The sequence below is a fragment of the Chelatococcus caeni genome (assembly GCF_014196925.1).
In the GTDB taxonomy this organism is placed as follows: Bacteria; Pseudomonadota; Alphaproteobacteria; order Rhizobiales; family Beijerinckiaceae; genus Chelatococcus_A; species Chelatococcus_A caeni.
On record NZ_JACIEN010000006.1, the window covers coordinates 268,896 to 294,147 of the forward strand.

The window sequence follows — 25,252 nt, forward strand, 5'->3', positions numbered from 1 at the left end:
CGTGACGCAACGCCCCATCCGCCTTTGCCGTTGACGAGCGGCCCTTTCGTTCATTAGGAAAATGGTTCGGTAAAACGAACGGAGCGCCGCTGGTCAGACGGCTCCGGAACGCGTCGGGTGAGGCGATGGTCCAAAGTGCAGTCGCACGCCAGCTGGGGGCTTCGCAGGTGGACGAGCCGGCGAGTCTCGTCGCCCGCTTCGGGCCGGACAGGCCGCTCGTCATGGACTGCGGCGTCGACCTGGCGCCGTGGCAGATCGCCTATCAGACCTACGGCGAGCTCAATGCGGCGCGCTCGAACGCGGTGCTCGTCTGCCATGCCCTGACGGGCGACCAGCACGTCGCCAACCTTCACCCCGTCACGGGCAAGCCGGGCTGGTGGGAAACGATGGTCGGGCCCGGCCGGCCCATCGACACCGACCGCTTCTTCGTCATCTGCGCCAATGTCATCGGCGGCTGCATGGGCACCACGGGGCCGGCCTCGCTGAACCCGGCGACGGGCAGGCCCTGGGGCATCGACTTTCCCGTCGTCACCATCCGCGACATGGTCCGCGCCCAGGCCATGCTGGTCGATCACCTCGGCATCGACAGCCTGTTCTGCGTGGCCGGCGGCTCCATGGGCGGCATGCAGGTGCTGCAATGGGCGGCGAGCTATCCCGAGCGCGTCTTCTCGGCCATGCCCATCGCCGCCGCCGCCATCCATTCGGCCCAGAACATCGCCTTCCACGAGGTCGGCCGCCAGGCGGTCATGGCCGATCCCGACTGGCGCCACGGCCGCTATCTGGAGGAGGGCGTCAAGCCCGCCAAGGGCCTCGCCGTGGCGCGCATGGGCGCGCACATCACCTATCTCTCGGAGAAGGCGCTGCATCGCAAGTTCGGCCGGCGCCTGCAGGATAGGGAGGCACCGACCTTCTCCTTCGATGCCGATTTCCAGGTGGAGAGCTATCTGCGCTACCAGGGCGAGGCCTTCGTCGAGCGCTTCGACGCCAACAGCTATCTCTACGTGACGCGGGCGATGGACTATTTCGACCTCGCCGCCGATCACGGTGGCGTGTTGGCCAATGCCTTCCGCGGCACGAAGACGCGCTTCTGCGTCGCCTCCTTCACCTCGGACTGGCTGTTCCCCACCTCCGGCTCGCGGGCCGTGGTCCATGCGCTCAATGCGGCGGGGGCCTCCGTCAGCTTCGTCGAGATCGAGAGCGACAAGGGACATGACGCCTTCCTGCTCGACGAGCCGGAACTCTTCGCCACCACCGGCGGCTTCCTCGCCGCCGCGGCGCGCTCTCGGGGCCTGTGACCATGGACGCGACGACGGCCTTCCCGGATCATCTGCCGGTCCGCTCCGACCACCGGCTCGTCGCCGACATGGTCGAGCCGGGCGCGCGGGTGCTCGATGTCGGCTGCGGCGACGGGGCGCTGCTCGCGCTCCTCATGCGCGAGCGCGGCGTCGACGGGCGCGGCATCGAGATCTCGCGCGAGGGGGTCAGCCAGAGCGTGGCGCGCGGCCTCTCCGTCATCCAGGGCGACGCCGACGCCGACCTCGCCGACTACCCGGACGATTCCTTCGACTACGTCATCCTGTCCCAGACCATCCAGGCGACGCGCCAGCCGCGGCAGGTGCTGGAGCACATGCTGCGCATCGGCCGCCGGGCCATCGTCTCCTTCCCCAATTTCGGCCACTGGCGCATCCGCCTCGAACTCGGCCTCAAGGGCCGCATGCCGGTGACGGAGAAACTGCCCTATTCCTGGTACGACACGCCCAACATCCACTTCTGCACGATCCGCGACTTCGTGGCGCTGTGCGACGAGGTGGGCGCGCAGATGGAGCGGGCCGTGGCGCTCAACGCCAGCGGCGAGCCGGTGCGCGTCAGCGTGCCCTGGTGGGTGTGGAACCTCTTCGGCGAGAACGGCGTGTTCCTGCTGCGCCGGCGGTGAGTATGCACTGAGGCACGCCTCTGATCCCTCACATGCGCAAGTCGGGTGTTCCCGACTTGCGCATGTGAGCGCGGAACTCGAGCAAGCCCGAGTTCCGCGGAGGGTGGATCGGTCCGCAGGACCGAGACGGGTGGGGTCAAGACTGGGAAGGGCGTTCACAGTCTGAGCCGCGCGGCCCCCTCCGTCGCTGCTAGGCAGCGCCACCTCCCCCGTGCGGGGGAGGATCTGGCGGCTCACGTCACCCCCGCACTGCGATCGCTTCGGCGAGGCCCACCGTGCGCCGCGCCATCTCCGCGTGCAGGCGCTCGACCATGCGCCCGTCGAGGTTGACGGCGCCCTTGCCGGCGTTCTCGGGTGCATCGAAGGTCGCGATGATGGCGCGCGCGCGCGCCACCTCGGCCTCGTCGGGCGCGAAGGCGGCATTGGCCGCCGCGATCTGGCCCGGATGGATCAGCGTCTTGCCGTCGAAACCCATGTCGCGCCCTTCGGCACATTCGGCCGCGAATCCCTCCGCATCGGAGAGATTGTTGTAGACGCCGTCGAGGATCGAGAGCCCGTGCGCGCGCGCCGCCGCAAGGCTGGTCGCGAGCCAGGGCAGCATGGGCGCCCGGCCGGGCACCAGCCGCGCCCCCGTCTCCTTGGCGAGATCGTTGGTGCCCATCACGAAGCATTCGAGGCGCGTCGCCTGGTCGGCGGCCGCCGCGGCGATCTGCGCGATGTTGAGGATGGCGAGCGGCGTCTCCACCATCGCCCAGATGCGGATCTTGTGCGGGGCGCCCGCTGTCGCCAGCCGGCGGCCGACCGTGGCGAGCACCGCCGGGGTCGACACCTTGGGCAGGAGGATGGCATCGGGCACGCAGGCGATGGCGGCGGCCAGGTCCTCCTCGCCCCACGGCGTGTCGAGGCCGTTGACGCGCACGATCACCTCGCGCGGGCCGAAGCCGCCGGCCGTGACGGCTGCCGACACCTGGGCCCGCGCCGTCTCCTTCGCATCCGGCGCCACGGCATCCTCGAGGTCGAGGATGACGACGTCGGCCGGCAGGCTGCGCGCCTTCTCAAGGGCGCGGGCGTTCGAGCCGGGCATGTAGAGCGCGCTGCGGCGCGGGCGGATCTCGGTCATGGGCGGGAATGCTCCTTTTCGCGCTGCAGCATAACGCCTCGACGCCGCCGCGCCACTCATGCAAAAGGTGAATGCTGCCTGTGGACAGGCGGGGTGCGGAGAACGCGGCATGTGGCTGGCGGGGGGTCGACGGTTGTCCGGCCGGATGGGTTGCGGCGCTGGCGCCGGCCGTCGAACCCTTCGCGGCCCGCCTCCTCGTCGTGCCGCGCCTCGAGGAACTCTTCGGCCTCGCGGAGGTGCCGGCCATCGTGGCCGTCGACATGCCCATCGGCCTGCCGGAGCGCGTCGGCCATGGCGGACGCGGCCCCGAGGCGCTGGTGCGGCCGCTCCTCGGCGGGCGCCAGTCGAGCGTCTTTTCCGTGCCGTCCCGCGCGGCCGTCCATGCCGGTGACTACGCTGCGGCCTGCGCCGCCGCGCTCGCGACCTCCGATCCGCCGCGGCGGGTGTCGAAACAATGCTTCCATCTCTTTCCGAAGATCCGAGAGCTCGACGCGCTGCTGCGCGGCCGGCCGGATCTCGCCGGCCGGGTGTTCGAGGCCCATCCCGAGGTCGCCTTCTGGCGCCTCAACGGCGAACGGGCGCTCGACCAGCCCAAGAAGGTCAAGGGCCGCCCCTGGCCGGCGGGCCTCGCCCTTCGTGAACGCCTCCTGCGCGCCGCCGGCTTCGGCGACGGCGCGTTCGGCCTGCGCCCGCGCGGTACGGGCCCGGACGACGTGCTCGACGCCCTCGCCAATCTCACCGTCGCCCTGCGGATCGCCCGTGGCGAAGCCCGCAGCTTCCCCGATCCGCCGGGCCGTGACGAGGCGAATTTACCAGTCGCCATCTGGACATAAGACAATCCGCGGAGGGTTGGAGGCGCCGCTTCCTGCCGCTATGGTCCGCGCGACCACCGAGGAGATATTCCATGCACGGCACCCTGGCCGATGGCCCGCTCTCGCGCGCGACGATCGAGGCGGCCCATGAGCGTATCCGCCCGCATATCCGCCGCACGCCCGTCATCGACCTCGCCGCCGGCGACCTCGGGCTCGACGTCCCCGTCAATATCAAGCTGGAGCTCCTCCAGCACGCCGGCTCCTTCAAGCCGCGCGGCGCCTTCAACACGCTCCTGTCGCTGCCCGTGCCGGCGGCGGGCGTTGCCGCCGCCTCGGGCGGCAATCATGGCGCGGCGGTGGCTTATGCCGCGATGAAGCTCGGCGTGAAGGCGCGCATCTTCGTGCCCGAGATCTCGAGCACCCCGAAGATCGCGGCGATCCGCGCCTTCGGCGCCGACATCGTCATCGGCGGCGCCCGCTATGCCGACGCCCAGGACGCCTGCGACAGCTACGTCGCCGACAGCGGCGCGCTGCGCATCCACCCCTTCTCCGCGGCCGAGACGATCGCCGGCCAGGGCACGGTGGGCCGCGAGTGGGAAGAGCAGGTGCCGGATCTCGACACGGTTCTCGTCGCCGTCGGCGGCGGTGGGCTCATCGCCGGCATCGCCTCCTGGTGGCACGGCAGCAAGGTCAAGGTCGTCGGGGTGGAGCCGGAGGGCTCATGTGCGCTGCACGCGGCGCTCGCAGCCGGTGCGCCCGTCGACGTGCCGGTCGAATCGGTGGCGGCCGATTCGCTTGGCGCCCGCAATGTCGGGCCGCTCGTTCACGGCATCTCGCAGCGCGCGGTCGAGCGCGTCGTGCTCGTGCCCGACGAGGCGATCGTCGAGGCGCAGCGCCGGCTCTGGCGCGGCCTCAGGATCGCGGCCGAGCCGGGCGGGGCGACGGCGCTCGCCGCCCTGATCGCCGGCGCCTATGTGCCGGCCCCCGGCGAGCGGCTCGGCATCCTCGCCTGCGGCAGCAACGTCGATCTCGCAACCCTTGCGGCACTTACCGCCTGACATCGAAGGAGGACCGGCACATGGCAAGCGCCCAGTTCCCGCAGCGTCTGACGGACGGCTACACGTCCTTTGTCAACGAGCGCCTGCCGCGCGAGCGTGATCGCTTCGAGCATCTCGCCGAGAAGGGCCAGCGGCCGGAGATCATGATCATCGGCTGCTGCGACTCGCGCGTCTCGCCCGAGGTCATCTTCGACGCCGCGCCGGGCGAGATGTTCGTCGTGCGCAACGTCGCCAACCTCGTGCCGCCCTACGAGCCGGACAAGGTCTCCCACCACGGCACCAGCGCGGCGCTGGAATTCGCCGTCCAGGCGCTGAAGGTGAAGCACATCGTCGTCCTGGGCCACGCCCATTGCGGCGGCATCCGCGCCTTTGCCGGCGAATCCGAGCCGCTCTCGCCCGGCGACTTCATTGGCAAGTGGATGGATCTCATCGCCCCGGCGGCGGAGCGCCTCGGCCCGCGTCGCGACGGCGATACCGAGACGGACTATCTGCGCAAGCTCGAATATGCGGCTATCGAGAACAGCCTCGCCAACCTCATGACCTTCCCCTGCGTGCGCATCCTCGTGGAGAAGGGGCGGCTGGCACTGCATGGCGCCTTCTTCGGCGTCGCCACGGGCCATCTGCTCGTGCGCGACCCTGCGACGGGCGCCTTCGCGCCGGTGATCGCGGACCTGCCGGGGCGGGTATCGGCGATCGGCTGCACATAGCGAGGCAGTCGGCAATCGGGAGTAGGCAGTCGGATGACAGCGACTGCCGATTGCCAATTCCCGACTGCCTTCTTCAGGCCGCCTTCTTCTTGGCCGTGATCAGCTTGCGGTTGGCGAGGCACTCGGCGATCTGCACCGCGTTGAGGGCCGCGCCCTTGCGCAGGTTGTCGGAGACGATCCACATGGCGAGGCCGTTCTCCACCGTGCCGTCCTCGCGGATGCGGCTGATGTAGGTGGCGTCCTCGCCCGCCGCCTCGTGCGGGGTCATGTAGCCGCCGGGCTCGCGCTTGTCGACGACGAGGCAGCCGGGGGCCGAGCGCAGGATGTCGCGCGCCTCGTCCGCCGTGATCGGCTTCTCGAACTCGATGTTCACGGCCTCCGAATGGCCGATGAAGACCGGCACGCGCACGCAGGTGGCAGTGAGCTTGATCTTCGGGTCGAGGATCTTCTTCGTCTCGGCCGTCATCTTCCACTCTTCCTTCGTGAACCCGTCCTCCATGAACACGTCGATATGGGGGATGAGATTGAAGGCGATGCGCTTGGTGAACTTGTTGCTCTTGACCTCGCCGGCCGAGAAGATGGCGCGCGTCTGGTCGAAGAGCTCGTCCATGCCCTCCTTGCCGGCGCCGGAGACCGACTGGTAGGTCGACACGACCACGCGCTTGATGCCGGCGGCATCATGCAGCGGCTTCAGCGCCACGACGAGCTGCGCCGTCGAGCAGTTCGGATTGGCGATGATGTTGCGCTTGGTGAAGCCCGCGACGGCATCGGCATTCACCTCGGGCACGATCAGCGGCACGTCGGCGTCGTAGCGGAAGGCCGAGGAATTATCGATGACCACGACGCCCTGGGCGCCGATCTTCGGCGCCCATTCGCGCGCCACGTCACCGCCGGCCGACATCAGGCAGATGTCGACATCGGAGAAGTCGTAGGTCGCGAGGTCCTTCACCTTCAGCGTCTTGTCGCCGTAGGAGACCTCCTGCCCGATGCTGCGGCGCGAGGCGAGCGGCACGACCTCGTCGGCCGGAAAGGCGCGCTCGGCCAGGATGTCGAGCATCTCCCGGCCCACATTGCCGGTGGCGCCGACGACAGCGACCTTGAAACCCATCACGTTGTCTCCTCGAATTTCTCGCGTCTCCCCCTCGGGCGTCGTGCGCCGTCTCGGGCGCCTCCTCTCGCCCCGTGGGGAGAGGACCGGGGGGACGAGCGGACTGTCAGCCGGCCGTTTTGGCCGTCAGCGTGGCTTTCGTTTTCGTCAGCGTGCTGAGCGCAAGCGGCGAAGCCATGGAAAGTCCGTCGGTTCCAGTCGCGGCCGAACGAGAGCGAGCCGCACCCGTCTCTGCACCACGGCGGGCGTGTTCTGTCAAGCGCGACGTGGATGCAGGGAGCGGCCGGCGTGGCCCGTTAACCTTACCGCTGGCGGCTGCCCGGCAACGGGTCGTTGACTCTCCTTGGAGATCGCCGCGCGGCGGTAACCGATGGTCAGGCATATGCGGCGAGCCTTGTCCGCTACGACACCGGAAAACCTTCGGCAACAGAAGGGCAGGGAGCGTGTCCATGACGCGATATCACCAGGGCCGTGCGGCGGGGCCGCCCATGCCGCACCTCTCGCCGGGCGACAGGCTCTACGAGGAATTGGACCGGCCGATGCGCCGGCGGCCGCGGCGCAGCGCCGCGGCACGGCTGCAGCGCACGCTCCTGTCCGGGCTCTTAGTCGTCGCCCTTGCCGGCGGCGCCTATGTCCTTCAGGCCGCGAAGGGGCCTGAGGGCGCCGGAGCCGGTGACGCGCAGGCGGACGTCAGGCTCGCGGAGGATGCAGCGGTGCCGGCGACGCCCGGCCTCGACGCCGCCGTGGCGCGCCCCATCTGGATCCGCGCGAGCGCGCCCGTGCCCGTGTTCGCGCTCGCGGCCTCGGGCATCGGCCCCGGCTTCGGCGACAGGGAACGCAGCTACGAGGCCCAGCATCACGGCCTCGGCGGGCAGGAGGATATCGTCGGCATCGGGCGTTTCGCGGCGCCGGGCCCGCATCTGCGCCTGTCGGTCTATCGGCCGGGCGGGGAGGCGGGCACTCCGTCCAGCTTCTTCGTCGACATGGTGCGGGCCGCTTCGGAGGCGGGGCTCGCCGTCTCCCGCACGTCGGTGCCGCGTGGCGTCACGACGAAGCTCGGCACCATGGAGGTTGCGGAAGCGCAGCTGGTCGGCCAGGGCGTCGTGCGCAGCTGCTCCGCCTTTCGCCTGCTGCACGATGCACCAGCCCTGCGCCTCAGCGGCTGGGTCTGCGGCGCCGATGACAGGCCGCGCGCCGACGCCGCCCTACGCTGCGTCATCGACGGCCTCGAGCCAGCCGCCTCGCTCGATGACGGAGGCCTGAAGGCTCTGTTCCATGCGGCGAGGCCGGCCGCCACCTGCGGCGCTGCGCCGCGCGTGGCGGAGGAGGCGCCGGCGGCCGATGGTATCGCGGAACTGCTCGCGACCTCGGCCGACGTGCCCTTGCCGCCGGTCCGGCCGGCCTCCTTCGGGCGCACGTGAGCTGCCCGTCACCGCAAGTTGAGCGCCGGGAAGGGTCTGTGCCGGTCGGCGGCGGCGCCCTTCACGGCCCGTTATGCTATTCTGTGGCTAGTGGCCGGGCCGATATGGCAAGCGAGGGTCAGCACCATGCGTCATCTCACCATCATCCTGTCGGCCGCTGCCATGGCGGCTTCCTGTCTCGCCGTTGCCGGTGAGGCCTACGCCCAGAGCCGCGTGCGCACCATCACGGTGACTCCGCGCAGCTATCTCGACCCCGGCAACGTCGTGCCGGTCGGATCGATGTCGAACTATGTGCTCTCCGGTCAGAGCTATTCCCCGCCCGTCTATGCCAACGTGCAGGAGAAGTTCGGCTCCACCGTGCTGCCCCCGCGCATCGGCGGCGGTCGCAATCCCTTTGGCGCGATCGACTTCCAGGCGCCGCGCTGAGGGTGATGGGTGGATTTCGTCATGCCCGCGCTTGTCGCGGGCATCCACGCCTTGAATTCTCAAGCAAGATCGACGGCATAGATGGCCGGGACAAGCCCGGCCATGACGCACGCAAGTCCTTGCCGCTGAGATAGAGACAACGACGAAGCCCGGCCGGACGGCCGGGCTTCGTCGTTGCAGGCTGCGTCCGGGCTCAGCCGGTGAGCTTTTCCATTTCCTTGACGATGGCGTCGCCCACCTCGCCCGTGCCCGCGGCATTGACGCCCGGCCCGGCGATGTCCTTCGTGCGCAGGCCGCCGTCGAGGACGTTGGCGACGGCCTTCTCCAGCATGTCCGCCTCCTTCACGAGGCTGAAGGAATAGCGCAGCGCCATGGCGAAGGAGCCGATCATGGCGATCGGGTTGGCAAGGCCCCTGCCGGCGATATCGGGGGCCGAGCCGTGCACGGGCTCGTAGAGCGCCTTGCGCTTGCCGGTCGCGGGATCCTCGGCGCCGAGCGAGGCCGACGGCAGCATGCCGAGCGAGCCGGTCAGCATGGCCGCCACATCGGACAGGATGTCGCCGAACAGGTTGTCGGTGACGATGACGTCGTACTGCTTCGGGTTGCGCACCAGCTGCATGCCGCAGTTGTCGGCGAGCACGTGCTCCAGCTCCACGCCCGGATACTCGTTCTTGTGGACGCGGGTGACGACCTCGTTCCACAGCACGCCGGTGCGCATCACGTTGCGCTTCTCGGCCGAGGAGACCTTGTTGCGGCGCACCTTGGCGAGCTCGAAGGCGACGCGGGCGATGCGCTCGATCTCATGGGTCGTGTAGAGCTGCGTGTCGACGGCGCGCTTCTCGCCGCTCTCCAGCGTCACGATCTCCTTCGGCTCGCCGAAATAGACGCCGCCGGTGAGCTCGCGCACGATGACGATGTCGAGCCCCTCGACCAGCTCGCGCTTCAACGACGAGGCATCGGCCAGGGCCGGATAGCAGATGGCCGGGCGCAGGTTGGCGAACAGGCCGAGCTCCTTGCGCAGGCGCAGGAGGCCCGCCTCGGGGCGGTGCTCGTAGGCCACCTTGTCCCACTTCGGCCCGCCGACGGCGCCGAAGAGCACGGCGTCAGCCGCCTGCGCGCGGTCCATGGCGGCGTCGGTGATGGCGACGCCATGTGCATCGTAGGCGCAGCCGCCGACGAGGTCCTTCTCCGTCTCGAAACGGGCGATGCCGGTCTTCGTGAACCAGCCGACGAGTTTCTCGACCTCGGCCATGACCTCGGGGCCGATGCCGTCGCCGGGGAGGAGAAGGAGATTGTAGGACGCCATGATGCCCTCGTGTTGCGCGGAATAAGATGGTCGCGCAGCCTTTTGCTGCGCGGGTGCGGGTTTGGCAAGGCGTTCCGGCGCATGGCTCGCGCCGGATGCCCGCTCAGCGATAGCGGCCGTGGCGCTCGAGCACCTCGATCTTGTAGCCGTCCGGATCGGTGACGAAGAAGAAGCGCGCCATCAGCGCCCCGTCGCGGAAGAACTCCTTGATCGGCTGGGGCGCGAGGCCGGCATCGGTGAAGCGGGCGTGCTCGGCGTCGAGATCCTCGACCGCGACGGCGAGGTGGCCGTAGCCGTCCCCGAGCGCATAGGGCTCGCTGCGGCCGTGGTTGACGGTGAGCTCGACCTCGAAATCGGCCTCGGCGTTGCGCAGGTAGACGAGCGTGAAGCCGTCGAAGACGAAGCGGTCGGCGATCTTGAGGCCGAAGGCCGTCTCGTAGAAGGCGACCGAGCGCGCCTCGTCGAGCACGCGGATCATGGTGTGGATGGCTTTGGCCACGGGCGAGGGGCTCCGTTTCGCGGTCAGACGCGGCGCTTCAGCGCCGTCACCTCGATCTCGACCTTCATCTCGGGCTTCAGGAGGCCGGCGACGACGAGGAGCGTCGCGGCCGGTCGCACCTCGGCCAGCACCTCGCCGCAGACGGTGAGCAGCGGCTCGGCATGGGCCACGTCGGTGACGTAATAGGTGGCGCGCACGATATCGGCGAGCGAGAAGCCGGCCTCCTCCAGCGTGCGCGCGATGGTCGTCCAGCAATTGCGCGCCTGCGCGGCCGCATCCTCCGGCATCGCCATCGTCGCGTAGTCGTAGCCGGTCGTGCCGGCGACGAAGGCGAAGGGCCCGTCGATCACGGCACGCGAATAGCCGTAGGCCCTCTCGAAAGGTGAGCCGGTGGAGATCAGCTGCCGCGTCATCCGGATGGTCCTCTCGTATCGGGGTTGGGTCAGGCGGTGGGCCGCCGGGTAAGCGCCAGCATGACGCCGAAACCGATCATCAGGCTGCCGCTGACGCGGTTGAAGAGCCTCAGCGTCCGCTGCCCGCGCGTCAGGGAGCGCAGGCGCCCGCCGAAGGCGGCATAGGCGGCGATGGCGACGACCTCGAGCGCGATGAAGGTCGCGCCCATGACGAGGAAATTCAGCGCATAATGGCCGCCGCCGAGGAACTGCGGGAAGAAGGCCGTGAAGACGAGGATCGCCTTCGGGTTGCCGGCGGCCACCCAGAATTCCTGCAGCGCCAGCCGGCCGAGGGGTGTGCGCGCGCTCGTCTCGAGCGCCGTGAGCTCGGGAGCGCCGGCGCGCAGCAGGCGGAAGCCCAGATAGACGAGATAGGCCGCGCCCGCCCATTTGACGACGCTGAACAGCATCTCCGACGTCGCCAGCACCGCGCCGAGGCCGAGCGCGGCGATGACGATCATGATGGCGAAGGCGACGAGCCGCCCGCCGGCCGCGGCGGTGGCGCGCCAGACCCCCTCGCGTGCCCCGTTCGTCAGCGACAGGAGGTTGTTCGGCCCGAAGGCCATGTTGATGGCGAAGCAGGCCGGCAGGAAGACGAGGTAGGTGTCGAGGCTCATGCCGTCCATCTCCGCCGTTCGTCGAGTGATGGTGCAGGAAGGTTCACGCGCTGGGCCCACCGCGAACCCTCTCCCCGCTTGCGGGGAGAGGGCAGGGTGAGGGGGGAAGGGTGCCGCTCAGGCCGCGGCGCGGCCTCGTGTCCTCGCCGCTGCCCTCAATTCGCTGCCGCTCGCCCCATCCCTCTCAGAGCCAGGGATGCGAGGTCGCCGTCTTCGTCTCGTAGGCCTCGATGCTCGGGGCCTTCTCCATGGTGAGCCCGATGTCGTCGAGCCCGTTGAGCAGGCAGTGCTTGCGGAAGGCGTCGATTTCGAAGCTGACCTTGCCCCCGTCCGGCCCGCGGATCTCCTGCGCCTCGAGGTCGATGGTCAGCGTCGCGTTGGCGCCGCGGCGGGCGTCGTCCATCAGCTTGTCGAGGTCTTCCGGCGACACCGTGATGGGCAGGATGCCGTTCTTGAAGCAGTTGTTGTAGAAGATGTCGGCGAACGAGGTGGAGATCACGCAGCGGATGCCGAAGTCGAGCAGGGCCCACGGCGCATGCTCGCGGGAGGAGCCGCAGCCGAAGTTGTCGCCCGCGACGAGGACCTGCGCCTTGCGGTAGGCCGGCTTGTTGAGCACGAAGTCGGCGTTCTCCGAGCCGTCCTCGTTGTAGCGCATCTCGGCGAACAGGCCCTTGCCGAGGCCGGTGCGCTTGATGGTCTTCAGATATTGCTTCGGGATGATCATGTCGGTGTCGACATTGACGATCTCGAGCGGCGCGGCGACGCCCGTCAGGGTGGTGAACTTCTCCATTTTCGCTCTTCCGTCCGTCTGCGGCCGCCGCGGCGACCTATATTGCCGAATGTCATATCAAAGCCGGCCTGGCGCGCCTAGCGCAGCCGGCGACCGCGCCGGTCACCCCGCCGCGGCCTCGATCGCTTCCATATCCTCGTCCGAGAGGCCGAAGTGGTGGCCGATCTCGTGCACGAGGACATGCGTGACGAGGGAGCCGAGCGTCTCCTCGTGCTCGGCCCAGTAGTCGAGGATCGGCCGGCGGTAGAGGAAGACCATGTTGGGCATCTGCCCCGACATCGGCACCGCGCCCTGCTGGGCGAGGCCGTAGCCGCGGAAGAGGCCGAGGAGGTCGAACGGGCTCTCGCAGCCCATCTCCTCCATGGTCTCCTCGTCCGGGAAATCCTCCACGCGGATGAGAACGCCGTCGCACAGGCGGCGGAAATCCTCCGGCAGGGCGTCGAAGGCCGCCTGGGCGAGATCCTCGAAGGTCCCGATGTCCGGCGCCGTCAGGGCGCGAAGGTGGTCCGTGTCCCGGCTCGTGCTCATGGGCCCCGTTTCCATGGATCAGTGTGCCAGCTGCTGCATCAGCGCATAGGCGAGGTAGACGAGGAGCACGAGGCCGAGAATGCGGCCGATGCGCTTGCCCCACACCTCGATGCGGTCGTCGTCCGGATGGTCGGCGTCGCGGCCGGAAAAATGCGCGCCGAGGCGCCGCGTCGCGCGGCCGAGGGAGGAGGAGGAGAGCGTCTCGCTGTCCCGCTCCACCCGTTCCAGCGCCTCGCGCGCTTCGCGCTGCCGCTTCTCGTCATCGCCCTTCATCGCGACCACCTCGAAGGCCTCCGTGCCACCGCGCCTAGTTCCACCGCGCCCGCGTGTGCTGCGCAGCACCGCGACGGGCTGCAGCAAAGGCCATGATCATCTCGCGTCTGCCCTCAGGGAGCGCAACGGGAACGACCGATGAACCCTTCAGGAGACCGAACCCATGACCAAGACCTCGACGCAGCGTCACCTCCCCCGCATCGGCGGCAAGGCAGGCTTGCTGGCCCTCGCCCTCTTCGCCGGTCTCGGCGCCGCGGCGCTCGGCTCCGGCAGTGCCGAGGCCCGCCACGGCTGGCATCACAGGCCCTATCCGCACCCGGTGTGGGGCGCCGGCTGGTTCGCCTCTCCCGTCTATGACGGGCCCTATTACCGTTGCCGCTGGGTGAAGCAGGTGCGCTTCATCCCCGGTCACGGCCGGGTGGTCCGCTGGCGCCCGCTCTGCCGCTACTGACGGCAGGAGCCGTTCCATGCCGGGCCGGCCCGCGAGGGCCGGCCCTTGTGTCATTGACCCTGGCACGTCTGGCTCAGCCGAAGCTGCGCACGTCCACGAAGTGCCCCGCGATCGCCGCCGCCGCCGCCATGGCGGGGGAGACGAGGTGGGTACGGCCCTTGAAGCCCTGCCGTCCCTCGAAGTTGCGGTTCGAGGTGGAGGCGCAGCGCTCGCCGGGCTTCAGCTTGTCGGCATTCATGGCCAGGCACATGGAGCAGCCGGGCTCGCGCCAGTCGAAGCCGGCGGCCTTGAAGATCCGGTCGAGGCCCTCGGCCTCCGCCTGCATCTTCACGAGACCGGAGCCCGGCACGATCATGGCGTTCACGTTGGGGTTGACCGTCTTGCCGGCGACGATGCGCGCCACCTCGCGCAGGTCCTCGATGCGCCCGTTGGTGCAGGAGCCGATGAAGACGCGGTCGAGCGCGATGTCGGTGATCTTCGTGCCTGGCTTCAAGCCCATGTATTCCAGCGCCCGCCACTTCGACTGACGCTTCGTCTCCTCCTGGATCTCGTCCGGGTTCGGCACCGCGCCGTTGACCGAGATGACGTCCTCCGGGCTCGTGCCCCAGGTGACGATGGGCGGCAGGTTGGCCGCGTCGAGCCGGATGACGCTGTCGAAATGGGCGCCCTCGTCGGTGCGCAGCGTCTCCCAGAAGCGCACGGCCTCGTCCCAGGCCGCGCCCTTCGGAGCCTTCGGCTTGTCCTTGAGATAGGCGTAGGTCTTCTCGTCCGGCGCGACGAGGCCGGCGCGGGCGCCGCCCTCGATCGACATGTTGCAGACGGTCATGCGCCCTTCCATCGACAGCGAGCGGATGGCCTCGCCCGCATATTCGATGACGTGGCCGGTGCCGCCGGCGGTGCCGATCTCGCCGATGATGGCGAGGATGATGTCCTTGGCCGTGACGCCCTCGGGCAGGGCGCCGTCGACCTGAACCAGCATGTTCTTCGCCTTCTTCTGGATCAGCGTCTGCGTGGCGAGCACGTGCTCCACCTCGCTGGTGCCGATGCCGTGGGCGAGCGCGCCGAAGGCGCCGTGGGTCGAGGTGTGGCTGTCGCCGCACACGATCGTGGTGCCCGGCAGCGTGAAGCCCTGCTCGGGGCCGACGACGTGGACGATGCCCTGGCGTTGGTCGAGCTCGTTGTAATATTCGACGCCGAAGTCGCGCGCATTGTCGGCGAGCGTCGCCACCTGCAGCGCGCTCTCGGGATCCTCGATGCCGTGCGAGCGGTCGGTGGTGGGCACGTTGTGGTCGACGACGGCGAGCGTCTTCTGCGGCGCGCGCACCTTGCGGCCGGCGACGCGCAGGCCCTCGAAGGCCTGCGGGGAAGTGACCTCGTGCACGAGGTGGCGGTCGATGTAGATGAGGCAGGTGCCGTCGGGCTGGGTGTCGACGACGTGATCGTCCCAGATCTTGTCGTAGAGGGTGCGCGCTGTCATGGGCTTTCGGCTTCTCATGCTGTGATGGCGGCTGCCATCGGTGCTCTTGTCGCTCAGATGTCCCGCCTCGGTTTCGCTGGTCGGGACATGTTCACCCGCGTCACGGGCCGCTCCTGCGGCCGTCCCCCTCGCGGGGCGCGGTGCCTGGCGGGCGCCCTGACGGGCACCGGCTCAGGCGCGGCGAAGGTCGGCGATGGTGCAGGCCAGGAGGCGCGCGAAGAAGCGCCACGGCAGCCGGGCGTGATCGTGCAGCGCCGCAAATTCCTGCGTCGTCGGCAGCGGCTGCGACGTCAAACGGCAAGCCGTCACGTCGGGCCGGCATATGGAGCGCCCGCGCCTCATCATTCTGCGCCGTTTTTAACAGATCAAAACGACAGCGACAACGCGCCCGCGCGCATCGCCTTGCATGGCTCCCGCGCGTGCCGCGCCGAAGCGGACGATAAAAATGAAAAAGCGCGGCGAGAGGCCGCGCTTCGTCGTCCGGGAGCCGGCGGTGGTGCCGCCAGATGAGCGAAGGATCACTCGCCCTTGTTGTTCTCGGTGCGGCGCTCGGCGCGCTCGGCGATACGGGCCGACTTGCCGCGGCGATCGCGCAGGTAATAGAGCTTGGCGCGGCGCACCTTGCCGCGGCGCACGACCTTGATCGACTCGACCAGCGGCGAATAGAGCGGGAACACGCGCTCGACGCCCTCGCCGTAGGAGATCTTGCGGACGGTGAAGCTCTCGTTGATGCCGCCGCCGTCACGGGCGATGCACACGCCCTCGTAGGCCTGCACGCGGCTGCGCTCGCCTTCCTTGACGCGGACGTTGACCTGCACCGTGTCGCCGGGCTCGAAGTCCGGGATGGACTTGGCTTCGGTGAGCTTGGCGATCTGTTCCTGGTTGATCTGTTCGATGATGTTCATGTCGATCACTCCTGCCGGCATGCCCGAAGGGAAGGTCCCGCGGACACGAGCGTTTCGGCGACGCTGTTTTGAGTTGGTGGCGCCCTATACACGAGGCGTTCGCCCTTGTCGATAAGGGCTGCGCGAGAAAGGACGCGAAAGCGCTGGCTCCGATGCAATGGCCCCGCCGGCGCCGGGCGCCTCTTGCGCCGCTGTCATCGCCTTGCCATTTGACTCCGCGCCCCCTTTCACTCAACTAGTCCGCCCGCCGGCCGTGTTTGCGCCGGCCGCCCGCATTTTCTTGAAGGCTCGCCGAGGAACTCTTGATGAAAGTCGTTGTCGTCGAATCTCCCGCCAAGGCGAAGACGATCAACAAGTACCTCGGCAAGGACTACGAGGTCCTGGCCTCGTTCGGCCACATCCGCGATCTGCCGGCCAAGGACGGCTCGGTCGACCCCGAGGCCGATTTCTCCATGATCTGGGAGCTGGAGGACCGCGGCTCCAAGCGCGTGTCGGACATCGCGAGGGCGGTGAAGGGGGCGGACAAGCTCATCCTCGCCACCGACCCGGATCGCGAGGGCGAGGCGATCTCCTGGCACGTCATCGAGGCGCTGACGCAGAAGAAGGTGCTGAAGGACGTGGCCATCGAGCGCGTCACCTTCAACGCCATCACCAAGGACGCGGTGCTCGAGGCGATGCGCCAGCCGCGCCAGATCGACCAGGCCCTGGTCGATGCCTATCTCGCCCGCCGTGCGCTCGACTATCTCGTCGGCTTCAATCTCTCGCCGGTGCTGTGGCGCAAGCTGCCCGGCGCCCGTTCTGCCGGGCGCGTCCAGTCGGTGGCGCTGCGCCTCGTCTGCGACCGCGAGCGCGAGATCGAGACCTTCGTGGCGCGGGAATACTGGTCGCTCATCGCCCTCCTCGCGACGGGGGCGGGCGCGACCTTCGAGGCCCGCCTCGTCGGCGCCGACGGCAAGAAGATCACCCGGCTCGACATCGGCAAGGGCGAGGAGGCTGAGGCCTTCAGGAAGGCGCTCGAAGCGGCGGCCTTCCGCGTCACCGCGGTCGAGGCCAAGCCGGCCAAGCGCCACCCGCAGCCGCCCTTCACCACCTCCACCCTGCAGCAGGAGGCCTCGCGCAAGCTGGGCTTCGCCCCGGCGCGCACCATGCAGCTCGCCCAGCGGCTCTACGAGGGCGTCGAGATCGGCGGCGAGACGGTTGGCCTCATTACCTATATGCGTACCGACGGCGTCGACATGGCCCCGGAGGCGGTCGCCGGCGCTCGCCGCGTTATCGCCAAGGAGTTCGGCGACGCCTATGTGCCCGGAGTGCCGCGCAAGTACACGACCAAGGCCAAGAACGCGCAGGAGGCGCACGAGGCTGTGCGCCCGACCGATCTCGGCCGCCTGCCGGCCATGGTGGCGCGCCAGCTCGATCCCGATCAGGCCCGGCTCTACGACCTCATCTGGACGCGCACCGTGGCGAGCCAGATGGAATCGGCCGTCTTCGAGCGCACCACGGTCGATATCGAGGCGAAGGCCGCCGGCCGCGTGCTCGACCTGCGCGCCACCGGCCAGGTGGTGACCTTCGACGGCTTCCTGAAGCTCTATCAGGAAGGCCGCGACGACGAGGAGGACGAGGAGAGCCGCCGCCTGCCCGCCATGAAGGCCGGCGATGCCCTCGAGAAGCGCGAGATTCGCGCGACGCAGCACTTCACCGAGCCGCCGCCGCGCTACACCGAGGCGAGCCTCGTCAAGCGCATGGAAGAGCTCGGCATCGGCCGGCCCTCGACCTATGCGGCCGTGCTCGCCGTGCTCAAGGAGCGCGGCTATGTCGAGATCGACAAGAAGCGCCTCGTGCCCGAGGACAAGGGCCGCATCGTCACGGCCTTCCTCGAGAGCTTCTTCCGCCGCTATGTCGAATACGACTTCACGGCCGACCTCGAGGAGCAGCTCGACCGCGTCTCCAACAACGAGATCGACTGGAAGGCGGTGCTGCGCGACTTCTGGCGCGACTTCATCGCCGCCATCGACGAGACGAAGAGCCTGCGCATGAGCGAGGTGCTCGACGCCCTCAACGAGGAGCTCGGGCCGCATATCTTCCCGAAGAAGGCGGACGGCAGCGATCCGCGCGCCTGCCCGAGCTGCGGCACCGGTCAATTGTCGCTGAAGCTCGGCAAGTTCGGCTCCTTCATCGGCTGCTCCAACTATCCGGAGTGCCGCTACACGCGCCAGCTCGCGGCGAACGGCGATGGTGAGACGAGCGCTGCCGCCGACGGCGGCCCGCGCGTCCTCGGCAAGGACCCTGAGACGGGGCTCGACGTCACGCTGCGCGACGGGCGCTTCGGTCCCTATGTGCAGCTCGGCGAGGGCGACAAGCCCAAGCGCCAGACCCTGCCCAAGGGCCTTGCGCCGGATCTCGTCGACCTCGAAAAGGCATTGAAGCTGCTGTCGCTGCCGCGCGAGGTCGCGACGCATCCCGAGAGCGGCAAGCCGATCCTCGCCGGCATCGGTCGCTTCGGGCCTTATGTCCAGCACGAGAGAACCTACGCCAATCTCGGCAAGGACGACGACGTGCTCGACATCGGTGCCAACCGGGCCATCGACCTGATCATCACGAAGGAGCAGGGCGGCGGACGCCGGGGCGGCGCGGCCGATCCGGGCCGGGTGCTGGGCGAAGAGCCGGAGAGCGGCAAGCAGCTCAGCGTCAAGGCCGGTCGCTATGGTCCCTACGTCACCGACGGCACGACCAACGCCACCCTGCCCAAGAGCATGGACAAGGACGCGCTGACCCTGGAGGAGGCCATCGCCCTCATCCGTGCCAAGCGCGCCTCCGGCGGTGGCAAGAAGGCAGCGGCGAAAAAGCCGGCCGCCAAGAAGGCCCCTGCGAAGAAAGCTGCCGCAAAGAAGCCGGCTGAAAAGGCGCCCGCTAAAAAGGCAGCCGGCAAACCAACGAAGAAGGCGGCAGCGGGAGAATAGCGGGCGGCAGCTTCTTCTCCCTTGGGACATGAACGACCGAACGGCATAGACAGTGCCGGCCGGCCCTCTTCCCCTGATGCTGACCGAACCGGGAGCGCACCGTTCCCGCCATCATGGCCGGGCCCGTCCCGGCCATCCACGTCTTTGACGTTGCACAGCTTTCCAAGGCGTGAATGCCCGCGACGGGCGCGGGCATGACGGTTGCGCGGGAGCCGGCGGGCCTTCGCTCAATCCACCGCCACGATCGCCTCGATCTCGACCGTGATGTTGTTCGGCAGCGAGCCGAAGCCGACGGCCGAGCGGGCGTGGCGGCCGGCCTCGCCGAAGACGGCGACGAAGAGGTCCGAGCAGCCGTTGATGACCTTCGGATGGTCGCCGAAATCCGGCACGGCATTGACCATGCCGAGCAGCTTCACCACGCGCCGCACGCGGGCAAGGTCGCCGAGCGCCTCGTGCATCACGGCGAGGAGGTTGAGGCCGGTCAGCCGCGCATCGTCATAGGCCTGCTCGACGCCGATCTCGGCGCCGACCTTGCCGGTGCGCTGACGGCCGTCCGCCTCGCGCGGCCCCTGGCCCGAGAGGAAGAGGAGATTGCCCTCCTGCACGAAAGGCACGTAGGTCGCGACGGGCTTGGGCGCCGGCGGAAGCGTAAGCCCGAGATCGGCGAGGCGCTGGTAGGGGGTCATGCGGTGACCTTCTGCGTGGCGAGGGTGGCGAGCTCCGCCTGGCGGATGCAGGCGACGGAATGGCTGGGTGAGACGCTCTCGCGCGGCGGCACGGCCTTCGCGCAGGCCTCGATGGCAAAGGGGCAGCGCGTGCGGAAGACGCAGCCGGACGGCGGGTCGAGCGGGCTCGGGATGTCGCCCTGCAGGATGACGCGCTCGCGCCGGACCGTCGGATCGGGGATCGGCGCGGTCGAGAGAAGCGCCTTGGTATAGGGATGGCGCGGATTGGCGTAGACCTCGCGCGACGGGCCCTGCTCCATGATGCGGCCGAGGTAGAGCACCACGATGTCGTCGCACAGATATTCGACGACGGTGAGGTCGTGCGAGATGAAGAGCATGGTGAGGCCCAGCTCTTTCTGCAGTTCCTGGATGAGGTTGAGCACCTGCGCCTGTACCGAGACGTCGAGCGCCGACACGGGCTCGTCGGCGACGATGAGCTCGGGCTCGACGGCAAGCGCCCGGGCGATGCCGATGCGCTGGCGCTGGCCGCCGGAGAACTCGTGCGGATAGCGGCGCGCATGTTCCGGGCTGAGGCCGACGCGGGCCAGGAGGTCCGCGATGCGCGCCTGCCGCGCCGCCCCCTTGGCGAGGCCGTGCGTGTCGATGGCTTCGCCGATGATGTCGCCCACGCGCATGCGGGGATTGAGGCTGGAATAGGGGTCCTGGAAGATGATCTGCATGCGCCGCCGATAGGCGCGCAGCGCCTTTTCCGGCAGCTTGAACAGGTCGACCCCGTCGAACACGGCCTCGCCCTCCGACGGCTCGACGAGCCGCAGGATGCAGCGCCCGGCGGTGGTCTTGCCCGAGCCCGATTCGCCGACGATGCCGACGATGCGGCCGCGGCCCACGTCGAAGGATACGTCCTCGACCGCCTTCACCGGGCCGCTCGCCGTGTGGAAGCGCTTGGAGAGATTGCGGACGGACAGCAGCACGTCGCCGCCCTGAGGGGATGGGGAATGGTTCATGGCGGTCACAGCAGCTCGTGCCTGAAGCAGCGGGAGAGGTGGCCGGGGCCGGCGGGCACGAGGCCCGGCGCCTCGCCCTCGCAGCGCGGCTCGACGAGCGGGCAGCGCGGCGCATAGGTGCAGCCCGGCGGCAGGTTGAGCACGCTCGGGACGTTGCCGGGGATGGGGTTCAACATCAGCCGCGCCCCGTCCGCCGCCCGGTCGCGCTCCGGGTTGGGGATGCAGGCGAGGAGGCCCTTGGTATAGGGGTGGCGCGGCCGCGCGAAGAGCGCCTCGACCGGGGCCTGCTCGACGACGCGGCCGGCATACATCACCGCCACCTCGTGGGCGATCTCGGCGACGACGCCGAGATTGTGGGTGATGAACAAGATGCTCATGCCGATGTCGCGCTGCAGGCGGCGCATCAGGTCGAGGATCTGGGCCTGGATGGTGACGTCGAGCGCCGTCGTCGGCTCGTCGGCGATGAGGAGGGCCGGGTTGCACGAGAGCGCGAGCGCGATCATCACGCGCTGGCGCATGCCCCCCGACATCTCGTGCGGATATTGGTCGAGCCGCTTCTCCGCCGCCGGGATCTCGACGAGCTCGAGCATCTGCCTCGCGCGCTGACGCGCCTCATGCCGGGAGACCGGCTCGTGAAGGCGGATCATCTCCATGATCTGGTCGCCGACGGTGTAGAGCGGGTTGAGGCTCGTCATCGGCTCCTGGAAGATCATGGCGATCTCCTTGCCGCGGATGGCGCGCATGCGCTTTTCCGGCAAGGTCGCGAGATCGACGACCGTGCCGTCGCGCATCCGGTAGAGGATTTTCCCTCTGACGATGCGGCCGGGATGGGCGAGGAGGCGCATGATGGACAGGCTCGTCACCGACTTGCCCGAGCCAGATTCGCCGACGACGGCGAGCGTTTCGCCCCGGCGCACCGTCAGCGTCACGCCGTCGACGGACTTCGCCGCGCGCTCGCCGACGATGAAGTGGGTGTGCAGGTCCTCGGCCCTGAGGACGACGTCCTCGGGTAGCGTCGCTGTGAGCGGGGAGGGGGCGGAAAGGACGGCGGCCATCGCTCAGAGGTCCTTTCGAAGGCGTGGATCGAGGAGGTCGCGCAGGCCGTCGCCGACGAGCTGCAGCGACAGGACGGACAGGATGATGGCGACGCCGGGGAAGATCGTCATCCAGTCGGCCTGGCCGACATATTGCCGGCCGGAGGCGATCATCGTGCCCCAGGTCGGGATCTCGGGGCTGACGCCGACGCCGAGGAAGGAAAGGCTCGCCTCCGCCAGCATGGCATAGGCGAAGATGAAGGTCGCCTGCACCAGGATGGGCGAGACGAGGTTGCGCAGCACGTGGCGCGTCATGATGCGCCACGTCGGCACGCCGAGCGCCCGCGCCGCCTCCACGTAAGGAAGCTCCCGGATCACCAGCGTCGAGGCGCGAACGATGCGGGCAAGGCGCGGCGCATAGACGATGCCGAGCGCCACGATGACGGTGGCGAGCGACGGCCCGAGCGCGGCGACGAGCGCGATGGCGAGCAGGATGTCGGGGAAGGCCATCATCGCATCGACGATGCGCGCGATCACGGTGTCCGCGCGGCGGAAGAAGCCGGCGACGAGGCCGAGCGTGATGCCGATGACACCGGCGAACACCGTCGCGGCCGCGCCCACCGTCAGCGACAGGCGGCCGGCGTAGATCGTGCGGCTGAAGATGTCGCGGCCGAATTCGTCGGTGCCGAAGAAATAGGTGCCGCTCGGTGGCTTGAGGCGGTTGACGATCGACAGCTTGTTCGGCGCATAGGGCGCGATCAGCGGTGCGAGCAGGGCGAAGAGCGCGATGGCGAGGATGACGGCAAGGCCGATCGCCAGCGTCTTGCGCTGCAGGATGAGCGTCGTGATGCGCGGCGCGGGGGCGATGCTGACGGCGGCCATCAGTAGCGCACCCGCGGATCGATGAGGATGTAGAGCATGTCGATGCCGAAATTGATCAGCACGTAGATCGCTGCGATGACGAGGAGCGCGCCCTGGATGACGGGATAGTCGCGCCGGAGCACAGCCGAGACGACGAGGTTGCCCACGCCCGGCAGGCTGAACACCGTCTCCGTCACCACGGCGCCGGAGACGAGGAGGGCGGCGGTGAGGCCGATGACCGTGAGTACGGGGATGAGCGCGTTCTTGAAGGCGTGCTTCATGACCACGCGGAACTCGCCCATGCCCTTGGAGCGGGCGGTGCGCACATAGTCGTCGTTGAGCACGTCGAGCATCGAGGCGCGGGTGAAGCGTGTGATCAGCGCCGAGGAGACGACGCCGAGCGCCACCGCCGGCAGCACGAGATGTGACAGGCGCGTGAGGAAGGACGCATCCGGCCCGCCGTAGCCCGCGACCGGGAACCAGCCGAGCCGGACCGCGAAGACCTGGATGAGCACGAGGCCGAGCCAGAAGCTCGGGATGCTCGCCGCGAACATGGCGAAAGTCGTCACCGTCTGGTCGAACAGGGTGCCGCGCTTGTAGGCGGAGAGGATGCCGACCGGCAGCGCGATGGCGCTGGCGATGAGAATCGAGAACAGCGTCAGGAAGAAGGTGGGCTCGGCCCGTTCGGCGAGCGCCCGCGTCACCGGCATGTCGAGGAAGATCGACTGGCCGAGGTCGCCCTTGATGAGCTGGCCGAGGAAGAAGAGATACTGCACCACGAGCGGCTGATCGAGGCCGAGGCGGGTGCGCAGCGCCGCGATGTCGGCCGGCGTCGCGTCCGGCCCCAGCATGACGGCGGCCGGATCGCCCGGGGCGATGCGCACGATGATGAAGACGATCGTCACCACCGTGAACATCACGGCGAGCATGCCGAGAAGGCGCTGCAGGATGTAGCGGGTCATCGCTCCACTCGCTGCCGGGAGATGAGCGGCATCACAATCCCGGGACAAAAGACTATGGCGTTTCTGCAGTGGGGGCGGAACCAGTCGAGCGCGCCCGGTTCCCCTCCCCCGCTTGCGGCGGGGAGGGGCTGGGGGCGGTGCCGCCTGCGAACCGTGCCAGTTGATACTGTACTGACCGACATGGTCGGACAGCGCCTGCCTGCTGCACCGCCCCCACCCCGACCCTCCCCGCCACTTCGTGGGGGGAGGGAGAAGAGGAGCGCACCGCCGGCCTGCGCCAGCTCAACCTCCGGCCTCAGCCTCACTTGTCCAGATAGGCGTTCCAGAAGTACGGCCAGGGCGAGGCGTCGTAGCCCTTCAGCTTCGGCGACTTGGCCGAGAGGGCGCTGAAGTCGCCGACCTTGTAGAGGGGAGCCTGCTCGTAGAGCAGCTTCTGCAGGTCGGCGAAGAGCGCGACGCGCTTCGTCTGGTCGAGCTCGGCGTTGAGGGCGACGAGCAGCTTTTCCTTCTCGGGATTGTCCCACCAGCCCGGATAGGTCGCCGGCAGCGGCGCGATCAGCGCCGGATCGGGCAGGAACGGGCTGTGGGTGATGAAGATGTCCCACAGGGCCGGGTCCGCGCGCCGCTGCACCAGCGTCGCCCAGTCGACCACCTGCAGCTCGACGGCGAGGTCGGCCGCCTTCAGATATTCCGCCGCGACCTGCGCCATCTTGTAGTGGAACTCATATTGGCGGCTGGTCAGGATGCGGATCGGCTGCTTGCCGTCGTAGCCGGCGGCCTTGGCGAGCTCCTTGGCCTTTTCCGGATCGCCCAGGTTATAGGCCTCGGTGCCGGCGTCCGTGCGCCACGGATAGCCCTCCGGATAGAGCGCGCCGTCGACGGTGTAGAACTCCGGCTTGCCGAAGGCGGCGGCCAGCATGTCCTCAGCGTTGAGCGCGGCCTGCACGGCCTTGCGCATCTCCAGCTTCGTCATCATGCCCTGCTTGTTGTTCATGATGAACATGGGCCAGCCGAAGGACTTCAGCAGGAGCGGCTCGGTCTTGTCCTGGCCGTTGAGGCGGTCGTAGGCTTCGACGGGGAGGAGGTCGGCATAGTCGTACTGGCCGGCGATGGCGCCCTCGACGCGCGTGTTGGCATCCGGCACCGGCACGAAGCGGATTTCGTCGAGGTACTGCTTGCGCGCCCCGCCGAAGCCGTTCGGGTCACCCTCGCGCGGCGTGTAGCCGTCGAAGCGCACGAGCTGGATGTACTGGTCGGCCTTGCGCTCCTTGAGCATGTAGGGGCCGGTGCCGACGTATTCCTTGAGCGGGTTGTCCATCTTGCCGGCCGGCAGGATGATGGCCGCGGAATTGTTGAAGGCGAGCAGCGCCGCGAGCGGCGCGAACGGCTCCTTCAGGCTGAGGCGGACGGTATGGTCGTCGACCGCCTCGAGGCCGGCGAGGTTCGGCTGCACCAGCTTGCCGCGCGAGGCGAGCTCCAGCCAGCGGTGCAGGGAGGCGACGACGTCCTTGGCCGTCATCTCGCTGCCGTCGTGGAACTTGACGCCCTTGCGCAGGCTGATGGTGTAGACGCGACCGTCGGCCGACACCTCCGGCAGTTTCTCCGCCAGGAGCGGCGTGATGTTCCACTCCTTGTCGAAGGTGAACAGCGTCTCGAAGAAATGCTGCGTGACGGTGCCGAGAAGGTCGCCCGTCGCGACGGTCGGATCGAGCGAGGCGAGCTCCCCGATCATGGCGACGTTGACGACGCCGCCGCGCTCCTGGGCAATGCCCGGGACCGCCGTGGCGAATGAGAGGCTCGTCGCCGCGAGCCCCGCCAGGACCAGCTTTCTGAACATGTGGCACACCCCTCTGTTGGTTGCCGGT

Annotated in this window: 27 protein-coding genes; 9 read left to right on the plus strand and 18 right to left on the minus strand. The window is 68.8% G+C overall.

The features are described 5' to 3' along the window. The first annotated feature begins 125 nt into the window (after nucleotides 1–125). Together metX and metW are read left to right on the plus strand one after the other, a co-directional pair. Nucleotides 126–1,295, plus strand: a complete 1,170-nt coding sequence (gene metX, locus GGR16_RS21395) for a homoserine O-acetyltransferase MetX (protein ID WP_026015534.1) — start codon at nucleotides 126–128, stop codon at nucleotides 1,293–1,295. A 2-nt stretch (nucleotides 1,296–1,297) separates the two neighbouring features. Beyond that, a complete protein-coding gene (gene metW, locus GGR16_RS21400; RefSeq protein ID WP_050996764.1) occupies nucleotides 1,298–1,933 on the plus strand; it encodes a methionine biosynthesis protein MetW in 636 nt (211 codons plus the stop codon). A gap of 238 nt (nucleotides 1,934–2,171) precedes the next feature. Here the strand turns inward: metW and GGR16_RS21405 are convergent, their stop codons facing one another. Further along, entirely contained in the window at nucleotides 2,172–3,053 is an 882-nt protein-coding gene (locus tag GGR16_RS21405) for an HpcH/HpaI aldolase/citrate lyase family protein (RefSeq protein WP_019404465.1), read from the minus strand. Between the two features lie 71 nt (nucleotides 3,054–3,124). Here GGR16_RS21405 and GGR16_RS21410 point away from each other — a divergent pair, with 71 nt between their 5' ends. The 3 genes from GGR16_RS21410 (at nucleotide 3,125) to GGR16_RS21420 (ending at nucleotide 5,630) form a co-directional block, all read left to right on the plus strand. Continuing rightward, nucleotides 3,125–3,886 carry a DUF429 domain-containing protein gene (locus tag GGR16_RS21410; protein WP_183318031.1) on the plus strand — a complete coding sequence of 254 codons (762 nt, stop codon included), beginning with the start codon at nucleotides 3,125–3,127 and terminating at the stop codon, nucleotides 3,884–3,886. 71 nt (nucleotides 3,887–3,957) lie between these two features. Beyond that, nucleotides 3,958–4,923, plus strand: a complete 966-nt coding sequence (locus GGR16_RS21415; protein ID WP_183318033.1) for a threonine/serine dehydratase — start codon at nucleotides 3,958–3,960, stop codon at nucleotides 4,921–4,923. 20 nt (nucleotides 4,924–4,943) lie between these two features. Next, nucleotides 4,944–5,630, plus strand: a complete 687-nt coding sequence (locus GGR16_RS21420; RefSeq protein ID WP_019404462.1) for a carbonic anhydrase — start codon at nucleotides 4,944–4,946, stop codon at nucleotides 5,628–5,630. A 73-nt stretch (nucleotides 5,631–5,703) separates the two neighbouring features. Here GGR16_RS21420 and GGR16_RS21425 read toward each other — a convergent pair whose 3' ends face one another. Further along, nucleotides 5,704–6,738, minus strand: coding sequence for an aspartate-semialdehyde dehydrogenase (locus GGR16_RS21425; protein ID WP_183318035.1), 1,035 nt, complete (start codon nucleotides 6,736–6,738; stop codon nucleotides 5,704–5,706). A 449-nt stretch (nucleotides 6,739–7,187) separates the two neighbouring features. Between GGR16_RS21425 and GGR16_RS21430 the strand changes: the two genes are divergently transcribed. Together GGR16_RS21430 and GGR16_RS21435 are read left to right on the plus strand one after the other, a co-directional pair. After that, entirely contained in the window at nucleotides 7,188–8,159 is a 972-nt protein-coding gene (locus GGR16_RS21430) for a hypothetical protein (protein WP_183318037.1), read from the plus strand. Nucleotides 8,160–8,285: 126 nt separating this feature from the next. Then, complete coding sequence (locus tag GGR16_RS21435) at nucleotides 8,286–8,585, plus strand: hypothetical protein (protein WP_019404459.1); 300 nt, start codon at nucleotides 8,286–8,288, stop codon at nucleotides 8,583–8,585. Between the two features lie 193 nt (nucleotides 8,586–8,778). Here the strand turns inward: GGR16_RS21435 and leuB are convergent, their stop codons facing one another. From leuB to GGR16_RS21470, 7 genes are all read right to left on the minus strand, one after another. Next, nucleotides 8,779–9,891 (minus strand): 3-isopropylmalate dehydrogenase, encoded by a 1,113-nt coding sequence (leuB, locus tag GGR16_RS21440; protein ID WP_183318039.1) that lies wholly within the window; start codon nucleotides 9,889–9,891, stop codon nucleotides 8,779–8,781. 103 nt (nucleotides 9,892–9,994) lie between these two features. Beyond that, nucleotides 9,995–10,390 (minus strand): VOC family protein, encoded by a 396-nt coding sequence (locus GGR16_RS21445; RefSeq protein ID WP_019404457.1) that lies wholly within the window; start codon nucleotides 10,388–10,390, stop codon nucleotides 9,995–9,997. A 23-nt stretch (nucleotides 10,391–10,413) separates the two neighbouring features. Then, complete coding sequence (locus GGR16_RS21450) at nucleotides 10,414–10,803, minus strand: RidA family protein (RefSeq protein WP_019404456.1); 390 nt, start codon at nucleotides 10,801–10,803, stop codon at nucleotides 10,414–10,416. Between the two features lie 29 nt (nucleotides 10,804–10,832). Further along, entirely contained in the window at nucleotides 10,833–11,459 is a 627-nt protein-coding gene (locus tag GGR16_RS21455; protein ID WP_183318041.1) for a LysE family translocator, read from the minus strand. Between the two features lie 184 nt (nucleotides 11,460–11,643). Next, a complete protein-coding gene (gene leuD / locus GGR16_RS21460; RefSeq protein ID WP_019404454.1) occupies nucleotides 11,644–12,249 on the minus strand; it encodes a 3-isopropylmalate dehydratase small subunit in 606 nt (201 codons plus the stop codon). Between the two features lie 102 nt (nucleotides 12,250–12,351). Beyond that, on the minus strand, nucleotides 12,352–12,777 hold the full coding sequence (locus tag GGR16_RS21465) for a metallopeptidase family protein (protein ID WP_019404453.1): 426 nt from the start codon (nucleotides 12,775–12,777) through the stop codon (nucleotides 12,352–12,354). An 18-nt stretch (nucleotides 12,778–12,795) separates the two neighbouring features. Next, the gene (locus tag GGR16_RS21470) at nucleotides 12,796–13,137 is read right to left on the minus strand and encodes a hypothetical protein (protein WP_183318043.1); all 342 of its coding nucleotides are present in this window, start codon (nucleotides 13,135–13,137) and stop codon (nucleotides 12,796–12,798) included. A gap of 76 nt (nucleotides 13,138–13,213) precedes the next feature. Here GGR16_RS21470 and GGR16_RS21475 point away from each other — a divergent pair, with 76 nt between their 5' ends. Further along, a complete protein-coding gene (locus GGR16_RS21475) occupies nucleotides 13,214–13,501 on the plus strand; it encodes a hypothetical protein (protein WP_019404451.1) in 288 nt (95 codons plus the stop codon). Nucleotides 13,502–13,574: 73 nt separating this feature from the next. Here GGR16_RS21475 and leuC read toward each other — a convergent pair whose 3' ends face one another. The 3 genes from leuC to rplS form a co-directional block, all read right to left on the minus strand. After that, entirely contained in the window at nucleotides 13,575–14,978 is a 1,404-nt protein-coding gene (gene leuC / locus GGR16_RS21480) for a 3-isopropylmalate dehydratase large subunit (RefSeq protein ID WP_019404450.1), read from the minus strand. A gap of 171 nt (nucleotides 14,979–15,149) precedes the next feature. Next, nucleotides 15,150–15,272 carry a hypothetical protein gene (locus GGR16_RS26460; RefSeq protein WP_019404449.1) on the minus strand — a complete coding sequence of 41 codons (123 nt, stop codon included), beginning with the start codon at nucleotides 15,270–15,272 and terminating at the stop codon, nucleotides 15,150–15,152. Nucleotides 15,273–15,496: 224 nt separating this feature from the next. Beyond that, the gene (gene rplS / locus GGR16_RS21485; protein ID WP_019404448.1) at nucleotides 15,497–15,883 is read right to left on the minus strand and encodes a 50S ribosomal protein L19; all 387 of its coding nucleotides are present in this window, start codon (nucleotides 15,881–15,883) and stop codon (nucleotides 15,497–15,499) included. A gap of 305 nt (nucleotides 15,884–16,188) precedes the next feature. Between rplS and topA the strand changes: the two genes are divergently transcribed. Continuing rightward, the gene (gene topA, locus GGR16_RS21490; RefSeq protein ID WP_053193598.1) at nucleotides 16,189–18,840 is read left to right on the plus strand and encodes a type I DNA topoisomerase; all 2,652 of its coding nucleotides are present in this window, start codon (nucleotides 16,189–16,191) and stop codon (nucleotides 18,838–18,840) included. 227 nt (nucleotides 18,841–19,067) lie between these two features. Here the strand turns inward: topA and GGR16_RS21495 are convergent, their stop codons facing one another. The 6 genes from GGR16_RS21495 to GGR16_RS21520 all read right to left on the minus strand — a co-directional run bounded on the left by GGR16_RS21495 (nucleotide 19,068) and on the right by GGR16_RS21520 (nucleotide 25,224). Next, nucleotides 19,068–19,526, minus strand: a complete 459-nt coding sequence (locus GGR16_RS21495; protein ID WP_019404446.1) for a RidA family protein — start codon at nucleotides 19,524–19,526, stop codon at nucleotides 19,068–19,070. Further along, entirely contained in the window at nucleotides 19,523–20,530 is a 1,008-nt protein-coding gene (locus GGR16_RS21500) for an ABC transporter ATP-binding protein (protein WP_040405518.1), read from the minus strand. Before GGR16_RS21500 ends, GGR16_RS21495 begins: the two co-directional genes overlap by 4 nt. 5 nt (nucleotides 20,531–20,535) lie before the next feature. Next, complete coding sequence (locus tag GGR16_RS21505) at nucleotides 20,536–21,585, minus strand: ABC transporter ATP-binding protein (protein ID WP_183318045.1); 1,050 nt, start codon at nucleotides 21,583–21,585, stop codon at nucleotides 20,536–20,538. A gap of 3 nt (nucleotides 21,586–21,588) precedes the next feature. After that, a complete protein-coding gene (locus tag GGR16_RS21510; protein WP_183318046.1) occupies nucleotides 21,589–22,446 on the minus strand; it encodes an ABC transporter permease in 858 nt (285 codons plus the stop codon). Next, nucleotides 22,446–23,387, minus strand: a complete 942-nt coding sequence (locus GGR16_RS21515; protein ID WP_019404442.1) for an ABC transporter permease — start codon at nucleotides 23,385–23,387, stop codon at nucleotides 22,446–22,448. Before GGR16_RS21515 ends, GGR16_RS21510 begins: the two co-directional genes overlap by 1 nt. 301 nt (nucleotides 23,388–23,688) lie before the next feature. After that, nucleotides 23,689–25,224, minus strand: a complete 1,536-nt coding sequence (locus GGR16_RS21520; protein WP_183318048.1) for an ABC transporter substrate-binding protein — start codon at nucleotides 25,222–25,224, stop codon at nucleotides 23,689–23,691. Nucleotides 25,225–25,252 lie beyond the last annotated feature (28 nt).